General features: G+C 38.2%; 13 protein-coding genes. 4 read left to right on the forward strand and 9 right to left on the reverse strand.

The genetic code is table 11. From position 1 onward, the window contains the following. Positions 1 to 288 precede the first annotated feature (288 nt). Positions 289 to 477, reverse strand: coding sequence for a hypothetical protein (locus tag ACFX4R_RS21355; protein ID WP_225049418.1), 189 nt, complete (start codon positions 475 to 477; stop codon positions 289 to 291). 649 nt (positions 478 to 1,126) lie between these two features. Between ACFX4R_RS21355 and plsY the strand changes: the two genes are divergently transcribed. Continuing rightward, the gene (gene plsY, locus ACFX4R_RS21360) at positions 1,127 to 1,714 is read left to right on the forward strand and encodes a glycerol-3-phosphate 1-O-acyltransferase PlsY (protein WP_377570284.1); all 588 of its coding nucleotides are present in this window, start codon (positions 1,127 to 1,129) and stop codon (positions 1,712 to 1,714) included. 172 nt (positions 1,715 to 1,886) lie between these two features. Here plsY and ACFX4R_RS21365 read toward each other — a convergent pair whose 3' ends face one another. Together ACFX4R_RS21365 and ACFX4R_RS21370 are read right to left on the reverse strand one after the other, a co-directional pair. Next, positions 1,887 to 2,564: a DUF1129 family protein gene (locus ACFX4R_RS21365; RefSeq protein WP_377570287.1), complete on the reverse strand. Its 678-nt coding sequence runs from the start codon at positions 2,562 to 2,564 to the stop codon at positions 1,887 to 1,889. Continuing rightward, positions 2,554 to 2,892: a PadR family transcriptional regulator gene (locus ACFX4R_RS21370; protein ID WP_013083614.1), complete on the reverse strand. Its 339-nt coding sequence runs from the start codon at positions 2,890 to 2,892 to the stop codon at positions 2,554 to 2,556. Before ACFX4R_RS21370 ends, ACFX4R_RS21365 begins: the two co-directional genes overlap by 11 nt. A 252-nt stretch (positions 2,893 to 3,144) precedes the next feature. Between ACFX4R_RS21370 and htpX the strand changes: the two genes are divergently transcribed. After that, entirely contained in the window at positions 3,145 to 4,017 is an 873-nt protein-coding gene (gene htpX, locus ACFX4R_RS21375; RefSeq protein ID WP_043982731.1) for a protease HtpX, read from the forward strand. Positions 4,018 to 4,057: 40 nt separating this feature from the next. On the opposite strand, the gene ACFX4R_RS21380 is transcribed toward htpX, so the two are convergent. Then, on the reverse strand, positions 4,058 to 5,044 hold the full coding sequence (locus ACFX4R_RS21380) for an MBL fold metallo-hydrolase (RefSeq protein ID WP_043982729.1): 987 nt from the start codon (positions 5,042 to 5,044) through the stop codon (positions 4,058 to 4,060). Positions 5,045 to 5,355: 311 nt separating this feature from the next. On the opposite strand from ACFX4R_RS21380, the gene ACFX4R_RS21385 reads away from it, so the two are divergent. Continuing rightward, the gene (locus tag ACFX4R_RS21385; RefSeq protein WP_162214445.1) at positions 5,356 to 5,679 is read left to right on the forward strand and encodes a YnfA family protein; all 324 of its coding nucleotides are present in this window, start codon (positions 5,356 to 5,358) and stop codon (positions 5,677 to 5,679) included. A gap of 122 nt (positions 5,680 to 5,801) precedes the next feature. Here the strand turns inward: ACFX4R_RS21385 and ACFX4R_RS21390 are convergent, their stop codons facing one another. The 3 genes from ACFX4R_RS21390 to ACFX4R_RS21400 form a co-directional block, all read right to left on the reverse strand. Further along, entirely contained in the window at positions 5,802 to 7,085 is a 1,284-nt protein-coding gene (locus ACFX4R_RS21390; RefSeq protein WP_377570290.1) for an ABC transporter substrate-binding protein, read from the reverse strand. Between the two features lie 70 nt (positions 7,086 to 7,155). Continuing rightward, entirely contained in the window at positions 7,156 to 7,983 is an 828-nt protein-coding gene (locus ACFX4R_RS21395; protein ID WP_013057493.1) for a carbohydrate ABC transporter permease, read from the reverse strand. Then, complete coding sequence (locus tag ACFX4R_RS21400; RefSeq protein WP_013057494.1) at positions 7,983 to 8,945, reverse strand: carbohydrate ABC transporter permease; 963 nt, start codon at positions 8,943 to 8,945, stop codon at positions 7,983 to 7,985. Before ACFX4R_RS21400 ends, ACFX4R_RS21395 begins: the two co-directional genes overlap by 1 nt. 224 nt (positions 8,946 to 9,169) lie before the next feature. On the opposite strand from ACFX4R_RS21400, the gene ACFX4R_RS21405 reads away from it, so the two are divergent. Then, positions 9,170 to 10,009 carry an SDR family oxidoreductase gene (locus ACFX4R_RS21405; RefSeq protein ID WP_237074480.1) on the forward strand — a complete coding sequence of 280 codons (840 nt, stop codon included), beginning with the start codon at positions 9,170 to 9,172 and terminating at the stop codon, positions 10,007 to 10,009. 43 nt (positions 10,010 to 10,052) lie between these two features. Here ACFX4R_RS21405 and ACFX4R_RS21410 read toward each other — a convergent pair whose 3' ends face one another. Together ACFX4R_RS21410 and ACFX4R_RS21415 are read right to left on the reverse strand one after the other, a co-directional pair. Continuing rightward, entirely contained in the window at positions 10,053 to 11,384 is a 1,332-nt protein-coding gene (locus ACFX4R_RS21410; protein ID WP_237074479.1) for a TIGR00366 family protein, read from the reverse strand. 127 nt (positions 11,385 to 11,511) lie between these two features. Further along, positions 11,512 to 11,997, reverse strand: coding sequence for a GNAT family N-acetyltransferase (locus ACFX4R_RS21415; protein ID WP_043981616.1), 486 nt, complete (start codon positions 11,995 to 11,997; stop codon positions 11,512 to 11,514). Positions 11,998 to 12,082: the final 85 nt, after the last annotated feature.

Genomic DNA, 12,082 nt, shown 5'->3' on the forward strand with positions numbered 1-12,082 from the left:
TTCAATGTATGCACAGAGGTTTTGTTTCTGAACAGTTGTATATGAAAAAAGCGGCAAAAATACGTGTACTAAAAATAAATCGATAGTCCCGTATAAAGATACGTTTTTATACGGGGCTAGTGTAATAGTGGAAAATGAATGAGAGGAAAAAGACGTGGTTTTACATTTAATAACGAGCAGCTCTTCGTGAAGAGAACGAATTAAATATAAACAAAAAAGCCGAACTCAAAATGTAAGCTCGGCTTTTTCTTATATAACAAATAGAAGTATTATAAAATGTTTTTCGTATTAGTGTTCTCGACTCTTCTCAAATTTTTCAACAGCTTCAAAATCAAGCTCGGCTGATATCCAATCGCCTTTTTCCGGGAATTCTAGATTGCGCACGACTATTTTATTCGGCACCTTTTTTTCTAAAATTTTCGCCTGGCAGTTTTTGTACATAACTACTTCTCGTTCTTTGATATCTGTCCACAACAAGTGCAGGACCCCTTTCAACTTTAAGAAGTTAATATTTCGAAACACCGTTTTACATTTTATTATATTTCTTTTGATTTGTTAATTTCTTTGTCTTGTTTTTTATAAAAAAATATTAAAACACATTTCTTCTAATACAATATACCCAAAATATCTTTTAATCCTTAAACATTTATGTTATATTTTAAAAATTGTATTACAAGTTTTTATTTTTGTAGAAAAAATCAGAACGGCTGATGCGCAAAAAACTTTGCTGTTGTTGTAGCAAGTTTTTTTATTTTTGCCTTTCCGCCTATCCTCTTTTCTTTTTTACATATTTATAATGGACATATGGATTCGTCCTAATACGTAGGAAGGCTTGAAAATCCAAAAATATTTTAACATAAAGTCATGAAGCTATTCCGCTAAAAATATAGTTGAATTTACAAATGCTCTACCGAAACAGCTAGCACCCTCTATCCATACAAAAGACTGCTTTTACCGCGTTTATCTTTTGTAGAGATATAAAAGGCTACCTTCCACTATTAAGAGGCCGCAATTTACTCGCTGGGAAGCAATACATACTAATAGAAGTGTTCAGAAACAAAATAAACTTTACTCTTGATATCTTGCTATAAAATGAATAATAACAACACAATTTGAGGTGCCAACAATGAACGTATTAACAAACGCTATAATTATCTTATTAGCTTATTTAATGGGGTCCATTCCTTTTGCTTTAGTGATTGGAAAGGGCTTTTACAAAACCGATGTTCGCAAGCACGGAAGCGGTAACTTAGGAGCCACTAATACCTTTCGTACTTTAGGAAAGAAAGCAGGTATTATAGTGTTGATCGGCGATATAGCAAAAGGCTCGCTAGCTGTCTGTTTACCGCTTATGATGAATAGTCACTTGCATATGCTTGTCCCTGGATTTATTGCTATTCTTGGACATAGCTATCCGATTTTTGCAAAGTTTAAAGGAGGAAAATCTGTAGCGACTGCCGCTGGTGTATTCCTTGCATTTTCACCATTAGCTTTCATTCTAGGGATTCTAGCTTTTTTAATTTCTCTCAAAATTTCTAAATACGTATCCTTGTCTTCACCTATTGGGGCATTGGTTGCCTTTTTGGTATCACTCTATATAGGTGATGTAGTATTGATGGTATTCGCAGCCGTTATTTTTGTTTTTATTACATGGAAGCATATTAAAAACTTCAAACGCATTAAATTAGGTACAGAACCTAAGGTTAATTTTTAAACGTACTAAAGTTAGTAATTTTTAAATGGTGTTACCAAAAAGGTGTTCATGCGTTGAACACCTTTTTAATTATTTTAGTATGTCTTGTCCCAAGATAGACGTAAATTATGAAATTTCTTTAAAAATGCTCTTGATTATAGACTAAACAATACATTTCGCTGCTTCCTATATCTCATTTTATAATTTGATATTTACTATTTAACCACCTTAAAACGATGAGTGTTACGGCACCAGCAGCTAAATATAAGAAACCTCCAACTTCTATTACATACCCAAAAGGTGGAATAAGCTTTGGTAAAAAAAACATCCCGGCAAGAGAAATAAAAATTAAGACAAAGAGTAGAAAAAAGTCCTTAATCTTATTCGAAATTTTGTAAACAGATTTTTGTATCCATTTTAAAAGCAGAAAAACATCAAGAGAAATAATAGCTGCAACAATAACAAAAGTGACGATTGCTGTTCCGATATAAACAGTCTGGCTGCTATCCTTAACATAATGTACAACGATATTTCCTATCCCGCTTACTATAGCCATCAAGCTTGCTAGCTGTAACAATAAAAAGCTTATAAAAAAAGCAGTGCTTTTTAAGGGTTCTTTAGGTAACTGTTTAATCATTTCATCACAGTACGTCTTAAGGTTTTCTCCAAACACCTCTTCAGCACGCTTCCCTTCCGCTTGTGCGTCAATAAGGTGATCTAAAAGCTCCATCAATAATTCTTCAGCCTGCTGTTCAGAAACTGACACACTCGTTCGAATGTAAACAAGCATATTATCATAGTACTCTTCATTTTCCTTGGTCAGCTCTTTTCGCTTCTTATTATTTAATTTAATTAATTCCTTAGCGTTCATCGTAAAAACTCCTATTCAACAATTTATCTACAGGGTTTTGAATGTTGATCCATTCCTCTTGGATTTCACATAATGCGCTCTCACCAGATGCCGTAAGATGATAGTACTTTCGTTTAGGACCCGAAGGCGATGCTTTCATTTCTCCCTTTATTAATCCCTCCTTTTGAAGACGTAGTAAAATTGGGTAAATCGAACCTTCACTCACATCATTTAATCCATATTGTTGAAGCTTCTGGGATAGCTCATAGCCATAAACCGTTTCTTTTTGAATGATTGATAAGATACACCCTTCTAAAATTCCTTTTAACAATTGACTTCTCAAAGACATATTGATTTCTTCCTTTTCACTATCTTGTTATACAAGATACATTTTTAAAGTAAAGCTACCTTGCAAGACAAGATAGCTTTATATCACTCATAATAAACTATTTATGGTAAACGATCAACCATTTATTTACTTTTTTTCATTAAACCACTTAACATAGTAATCTTTTTAGTAAATTTGAATAAATAAATGAAACCTTTCTTCTCTACTAACCGTATACCTATCATGCACGTATTAGTTAAAGGAGGAAGACTTGTGCTAAAACGAATTTCACTGTTTATTTTCGTTAATATTTTAGTATTAATCACAATCACAACGATTACATCTTTATTAGGTGTTCAAAGCTATATGGGAAGCAGCGGTTACGGCGGCCTGCTGGCATTTAGCGTAATTGCCGGCTTCAGCGGCGCGATTATTTCTCTTATGATGTCACGCGTGATGGCAAAGTGGATGATGGGTGTTCAAGTTATTGATGAACGTTCTCCTCAAGGTGAATATGAACGATTTGTTTTAGAAGAAACGCATCGACTTGCATCTGTTGCAGGATTAAGAAAAATGCCTCAGGTCGGAATTTATCATTCAGCGGAAGTTAACGCTTTTGCAACTGGGCCAAGTAAAAGACGCTCGCTTGTTGCCGTTTCAAGCGGAATGCTTGAACGAATGGACCGCGATGCGATCAGCGGCGTTATCGCTCACGAAATAGCGCATATTAAAAGCGGGGATATGGTCACAACTACGCTTCTGCAAGGAGTATTAAATACATTCGTTATTTTCTTCTCTCGTTTAGTAGCCAAAGCGGTGTCAAACTTTGTGCGAGAAGAGTTTGCGATGGTTGTTTATTTCCTTACATCGATTGTATTTGAGATTCTCTTTAGTATCTTAAGCAGCCCAATTATCTTCTGGCATTCAAGAAGACGTGAATTCAAAGCCGATGCGCTTGCAGCTAAACTCGGTGGTAAAGAAAAAATGATTTATGCGTTAGAATCGCTTCGTCATACTACTTCATTAGTAGATGACCGTCAAAAATCAATTGCTGCTTTTAAAATTAGCGGCAAAGAAAAGTTCTCACGCTTATTCTCTACTCACCCGCCGCTTGAAAAACGCATTGAGCGCTTGCATTCACTATAAGCATAAAAACCAGCTTCTTTATAGAAGCTGGTTTTTTATGTTATGACTGAGGAGCAAGCACACGTGTAGTTTCCCACAGCAAGACGCCATCTTGATTTTTTGTTAATTCAACGTATCCTTCTTTCTCTAAATACGTAAGCTGGCCGTACACTTCTGAGAAAATAAAGTCCGGTGCTTTTTGATACATATCCGGGAAAAAAGCTGCGCTGACTTCAAGCGTTGTTTTTTTTCCTTCACCCATTACTTGTAACACGCGCAGGGCCCATTTATGCTGCTTTTGAATACGTTCCATAATTAAAGAATGAATGTCACCAAGCGGTTCACCATGTCCGCTGTAGATCAAATCAATGTCGTAGTTTAACGTTTTTTCAAGAGACGCCAAGTAGTCCAATAGCGGCGTTGGCTTAGGATTTTGAATGGTTGGCTCTAAATATGGATTTGACGGTACTTTTGGCAAAATATGATCTCCGCCAAACGCGACTTTTTCTTTTCGATTGTAAAACATCAGCTGACTCAAGGAATGTCCCGGCGTTTCAATCACTTCCCAATCACTGGCATACGGAAGTGTATCTCCTTCTTTCAAATACCCTGCTAGCTTCTGTCCTTTAGGTGAATATACTTGAATTGCAGCCGTTGCTTTACGAAGCCATGTATCCATTACATCATCACTGACTCCAAACTCCATAAGGAAATTACGGTATAACTCATTATGCTGCTGAACAAACTCTTCATCTTGGTAAATCCAAGGCTCCACAAGCTTATGACCGTAAACCGGTATATCACTCGGCAGCCATTCTAAAAATCCAGTGTGATCCGGATGCTGATGAGTAAGAATCACTTGTTCAATGTCTGTTACTTTATATCCTTCTTTACGAAGCGCCTCTTCAAAAACATTCCACGCTTCTTTGGTTTTCATACCTGCATCAATTAACGTTAACTTGTCTGCTTTTAATAAAAACACATTCACTGGTCCAATTGGAAATGGCGTAGGCAGCTCAATGCGTATTACCTTATGATCTAAACTCATTTTACCAAACCCCTATATCTGCATTCTTTTTACTGCTTTATACTGTTAAACGTTTTATTCTTTTAAATAGTCAATTTCCTGCTAACTTCTACCTTTTGTAAAAGTGTGCTGAGCCTCAATAATTGGATGACTCTTTGTACTCGTACAAACATTTTACATAAACTCATACTATTAATAGTTTAGCAGGTTTGAAGACAAATTGATAAAGGAATGCTTTCCAGTGTACTTATTTAAAGCAAACGAATGATTTATCAAACTAAGAAAGTAAGATAGAATAAAGAGATGGAATGATGATATAAGGAGTATAGTTTATGATTAAAGCAATTTTTCTTTTTATTTTAGCAGGCCTTGCTGAAATTGGCGGAGGCTATCTGATTTGGCAGTGGCTGCGCGAAGGAGCATCAAGCTGGTTAGGACTTCTGGGCGGTATTGCTTTGGTGCTGTACGGCGTCATTGCTACGTGGCAGTCGTTCCCGGACTTTGGACGTGTATATGCAGCTTACGGCGGTATTTTTATTGTTTTAAGCCTGTTTTGGGCGTGGTGGGTTGATAAAAAAATGCCCGATACATATGATTGGATTGGCGGACTTGTGTGTCTACTTGGCGTAGCCGTTATGCTTTGGCCAAGAAGTTAAATGATAACGCAGAAAGCGGCAGAATACATGAATTCTGCCGCCTTTTATTTTTTTAGATAAATACAGCTATATTGCCAGTTTATGCACTTACAAAAAAGACAACCCCAAGGTTGTCTTTTTCATTACTTCAACTCAGCCCATCTTTTATCTAATGATTTTAACAGCTCATCTTCAGATGTTTGGCCGCCGATGTATTCTTGTACATCCGCTCCAAATTTTTGCGTTACGCCTTCAGGGAATTTTGTCCATTCCCAAGGAATCGTTTTTTGATCCTTAGAATATTTAAGAAGTTCTTCGCCTAAAGGACCGATGTCTTTTGCTTCGATTGACTTAAAGGCTGGAATGTACTTAAAGTCTTCTACTAACGCTTTTTGACCTTCTTTAGATGTAACCATCCAGTTTAAGAAATCTTTGGCTGCTTTTTTATCTGCCGCTGGCGCTTGCTTGTGAACAACCCAATTGCTTGGAACGTCGATTGCAAGCTTGTCAGATACAGCTGCATCATCGCTTAACGGCATAGGCAAAATGCCTACACCCATGTTCGGCGTAATTTTATCAAGCATTGGCTGAATCCAGTTTCCTTGCTGAATCATCGCTGCTTCACCGTTCGCAAACTTCGTTACTTGCGTGTTGTAGTCCGTCGTTAACGGATTTTTATTTCCGTATTTTACCGTTAAATCAAGCAGCTTTACATACTGTTTGAACTGCTCGTTTCCTGCGATTTTCGTACTGCCGTCATTTAACCCTTTAATAAATGCATCCGGATCTTTTTGACTAGCAAATGGAATATTTAAGCCGTGGTTTCCAAGCACCCACCACTCGCCGTAGCCGATAGAAAATGGCGTAATACCGGCAGCTTTCAGCTTTTTAGCCGCTGCTTCTAATTCTGAATATGTTTTTGGAAGTTCTTTGATGCCTGCTTTTTTGAACAGTTTTTTGTTATATGTAAATCCGTAGCCTTCAAGACTGATCGGCTGCCCATATACTTTACCGTCCATCGTCATTGGTGTAAGTGTGTTTTCATACGCGTCATCAATCCACGGCTGATCCGATAAATCTTCTAATTTATTTTTCCATGTTTTTGCCTCTTGATATCCGCCGTTTGTGAAAAGATCAGGTGCATTACCCGACGCAAACTGTGCTTTTAAAGCAGCTGCGCCGTCAGCTCCTCCACCAACCGTTTGGATATTAAACTTTACGTTTGGATGTTCTTTTGTATATTGATCAGTTAAAGCTTTTAGCTGATCAGCGATTTCTACTTTTCCTTGAAATACATCTACTACTACTTGATCTCCGCCGCTTTTTTTATTACCCGATGCACTTTCGTTTGAACACGCGGTTGAAAATAAAAGCGTAGCCGATAAAACACCTGCTGCTAAAGGCCATTTTTTCATTTTAAATGCCATTTTCCGTTCCTCCCTATTTGCTGCTGATTTTGACGCCTCAGCATCAAAATCAGCCCTGTTGCCGTTTCTATTATTTAATTGAACCGCTTGTAATTCCTTTAACAATGTGTTTTTGCATTGCAAAGAAGAAGATTAATAGCGGGATAATACTGATCACAAGTGCTGCTAGTGCTAAATCCCACTGCTTTGTATACTGACCAAAGAAGAAGAATGTGGCAAGCGGAATTGTTCTTAGCTCAGGATCTTGCAGAACAAGAGACGGAAGTAAGAAGTCATTCCAAATCCATAGGCTGTTTAAGATAACTACGGTTACTGTAATTGGTTTTAATAACGGAAACACAATTCTCCAGAATACGCCTAGACGTGAGCATCCGTCGATGATTGCTGCTTCTTCTAGCTCGACTGGAATTCCTTTAATAAATCCGTGGTATAAGAAAATCGTCATACCTGAACCAAAGCCTAAATACATGATCACAATACCCCAGATGCTGTTTAACAGATTTAAGTTTCCTGCTACTTTTACAAGTGGAATCATGATGGATTGAAACGGAATAACCATTGCCGCTACGAATGCCATAAAGATAATGCTGCTGATTTTTTTCTTTGTTCGAACCAGCATGTAAGCTGCCATTGAACAGAAGATGACTAGAACTGCGTTACTAATGACTGTAATGATCAGCGAGTTGCTAAGCACTTTTAAGTAATTCATTTGGTTGAATGCATTAACAAAGTTTTGAAACTGAATTGTTGTCGGCAGTGCCGATGTGTTTGACAAAATTTCTGCAAATGACTTCAGTGAGTTTGAAAGCACGTAATAAAATGGTACCAAGAACACTAGTCCAAGCAGGACTGCTAAAATTTCAACAATAAAGGTTTTGCTCGTATATTTGTTTCCCATCACGATTCAACCTCCTTCTTCTTGGTGTATGTTACTTGAATAATTGTAATTGCTGCTACGACGATGAAGAAAATTAAGGCTTTTGCTTCACCTAGACCGTATCTGTTATTAACAAATGCTTCTGTATAAATGTTAAGCGCTAACATTTCTGTTGATTTAAATGGACCACCGTTTGTTAATGATAAGTTGACATCAAATACTTTGAATGACCATGAAATCGTTAAGAATAAACAAACCGTTACTGCCGGTGCTACCATTGGAATTGTAATGTGACGAAGAATTTGCCATCTGCTTGCTCCGTCAATTTTTGCTGCTTCAATTAGCTCTTGCGGTACGTTTTGCAGTGCTGCTGTGTAAATAAGCATGATATAACCCGCTCCTTGCCATACACTTACAATCACGATGCCCCAAAATGCTGTTTTTGCGTCTCCCAACCAAGGAAGTTCAAAAAGCGAAATTCCCGTGATTTGTCCGATAGATGCAAATCCTTTTACAAAAATGAACTGCCATACAAATCCTAGTAAAAGTCCGCCAATTAAATTCGGCATAAAGAAAACCGTACGTAAAATGTTTCGTGTTTTTAACATTTGAGTAACAAGGATTGCTAACACGAACCCCACCACATTCGTTAAGATAATCGCAACGACCGTATATTTTGTTGTGATCCAAAACGACTGCTGAAACTGCTTATCTTCGGTGAACAAGTACTTAAAGTTATCAAGGCCCACCCAGTTAATCGTGCCGTTTACTCCGTTCCAGTCTGTAAATGAGTAATAAATCCCTGTAAAAAATGGTATAAGTACAATCACACAAAACGCTAAAAGTGCGGGCCCTACAAATAGTGCAAATAAACCTACATTTTTCAAATTTTTACGTTTTTTTGTATTAATGGATGGTTCTCTTTTAAGTTCTTGCTCTAAAGGAACATATTCTGTCTCCTGTAATTTACTTTGGCTATTCATCTTACTAGCACCTCCCTATGTCTTATTTTAGCGAAATCAGCTATTTATGAAACCGCTTTAATTGACGAGTAGGGTGTAAAATATTGACCTTTGTGCAACATTTTCTCCCCTGTGCACATTTTACGCATTTTTTTAAAGTATGCATGAAAGAAAAGCTAGAAGTGGACGACGTATCTTCTTATCCTATACACTAGAAAAAAGATGTAGTTGGGAGGAACATACGCATGACAGCCAAACGAGCGTTAATTACGGGTGCCAATTCTGGAATGGGGCTGGCCACAACGATTGAACTAGCTAAAAAAGGATTCGAAGTCATTATGGTATGCCGAAATGAAGAAAGAGGAAATACGGCTTTAGAAGAAGCGAAGCGTCAAAGCGGATCGGATTCCATATCTCTTATGACCTGTGACTTAGGTTCTCTTGACAGTATTCGGGCTTTCAGTGAAGACTTTACGTCTCGCTACAGCGTGTTTGACGTGCTGATTAATAACGCGGGCGTGGTGACAATCAAGCGTGAAACAACCCAAGACAGCTTTGAAATGATGCTTGGTGTCAATCATTTGGGTCACTTTTTGTTAACTAATTTACTTTTAGATCTGCTGAAAAAATCTCAGCAAGGACGCATTATAAACGTTGGGTCCGGTGCTCATAAAGCTGGAAAAATAGACTTCAGCAACCCTCACTTAACAACAGGATTCGGAATATGGCGAGGATACTCTCAGTCTAAATTAGCGAATAATTTATTTACGGTCCATTTAAGTAAAAAGCTAAAAGATACTTCTGTAACCGTAAATTGCCTACACCCCGGTGCAGTCTCTACCGCTATCGGCGTTAATCGTCAAACGGGTTTTGGAAAAAGCGTTCACGCCGTGCTTCGCCCTTTCTTTTTAACACCTCTTCAAGGTGCCGAAACAGCTATTTATTTAGCAGTCAGCCCTGAAGTGACGCATATTAGCGGCGCTTATTTTTATAAAAAACGCGTTACACCCCCTTCTTCAAGAGCAAAAAATGAACGACTCGCAGAAGAATTCTGGAACTGGAGTGCACGCGAAGTTGGCTTATAATGTAGAATAAAAAAAGGTCAGCTTTTCAGCTGACCTTTTCGTATTAGAAAAACGTTAGTCCTATAGCAAAAATAAAGCCTGATACAATTAAGGTCGTCACGCAGTAGCCCATTATATCTCGCGCTCCGAGCCCTGCGATAGCTAGTGCGGGCAGTGCCCAAAACGGCTGCGCCATATTCATCCATGCTTCTCCGTAGGCAATGGCCATCGCAGCGACTCCCGGATCTACGCCGAGCTGTTCAGCTGCCGGCATAATAAAAGGTCCTTGTACAACCCAGTGTCCTCCTCCAGACGGAACAAAAAAGTTCACAACACCAGAACTTAAAAACGCAAGAAACGGAAATGTCGTTTCATTTGAAATCGAGATAAATGCGTTCGTTAGCTTCCCGCCTAAGCCTGATAGCTCCATCATGCCTTGAATACCTGCGTAGAATGGAAACTGAATCACAATCCCAGCGGTTCCTTTCGCAGCATTAGAAACAGCATTCATATAGGATAAAGGCGTGCGGTGAAGTAAAATACCCGTTGTAAAAAACAATAAGTTCACTGTGTTAATATCCATTTTAAAACCGTTTGTAGCAAAATAATAAATTAAATATGAATACCCAAGAAGTGTAATCGTCAGACTTAAAAACCTGCTGTTCTCCATGCGTACAGCAAATGTTGGCTTAGAAGAAGTTGTCTCAACAACTGTAGCCGGAGCCATTTCATCTTCCGCCAACAGTCTTGGATCAATTTCTACCACTTCTTTTCCCGTCGGCATCATCAGTCTTGTCATAATAGGAAGGACAATTAATAACCCGAGGGTAATAAATAAGTTGTACCCTGTAAAAATCGTGTCTGACAGCGGAATAAGTCCAGCCGTTTTTTCCATTGGGTTTCCAGGTGTAGCAGCAACAAGAGGAATCGAACCCGACAAGCCTCCGTGCCATGTTAAAAACCCTATGTAAGCACAGGCAATTAAAAACCGGTAATCAGATCCCGGCACGCGTTTCGCTACTTCTTTCGCAAACAGCGCACCTACAATTAAGCCAAACCCCCAATTGATCATACAGGCCATAGCTGCGCCGAGCGTGACAAGAATTACCCCTTGCGCCGGAGTTTTGGCTAACAGTGCTATGTTCACAAGCCACTTCTTTACAAGCGGCGAGCTGGCAAGCGCATGTCCCGTGACAAGCACTAAGCTCATTTGCATCGCAAATGCCAAAAGGTTCCAAAAGCCACTTCCCCAAAACTGAACCATTTCAATCGGCCCGTGAGGAGTAAAAACAATACCTGATACAAATAAAATCAGCGTCAAGATTAAAGCAAATACAAACGGATCAGGTAAAAAACGCTGCACAAGCGCCGTAAAGAAATTAGATAACGCTTTCATTTTACTCCTCCTTTACAGGAATACTCCTGTGAATAAATGTCGACAAGCATCTTTAATTATACATAATTTGTTGAAAATTGTTAATATTTAGTTTAAATAAAAAACCCTTCTGTTTTTCAGAAGGGTTTTACACACTAAATGTTTGAATAAGAGTTGGTTCTCCGTCAAGTTCAATTTTCTTTTCTTGAAAGGAAATATGTAAGCTTTTATAAATATGTTTCCAAAATGAAATAGCCCGCTTATTGCCTGCAAGCTCAATAATCATATATGTTCCTTTTCGATGAGAGAAAATGTCTTTTACCGTTTTGGAAGCGATGCCCTGCCCTCGGTATTTGTTTAAGATAAAAAAATCATTGATGCAGTAATCTGCTTCTTGCTGAAGTGCGGGCTGTTCAAGAAGTAAAAAAAAGCCCATCAGCTTATCATCTACTTTAATAAAGTATGGCGAGAGGCCTTCTACTTTCCAAAACAGCGGCAGCTCTTCAAAGTGGAAAGCTCCATCTTCGCAAATATCTAAAGAAGGTGTATAAGCAGATAAATCGTGGAGATAAAGAGAATACAAATTTTGCAAAACGCCCGCTTGGTCTTTAGGTACTTTTTCAATCGTAAGCATTCTTAGTTCATCCCCTTCTTTTCCTATCATAAGGGTTTTTTGTGAAAGTTTACAGTAAAAATATTTGAGCAAAGTGAAGATGGAT

Origin of the sequence: Priestia sp. YIM B13490 (assembly GCF_042787735.1) — a bacterium.
Lineage (GTDB): Bacteria > Bacillota > Bacilli > Bacillales > Bacillaceae_H > Priestia > Priestia megaterium.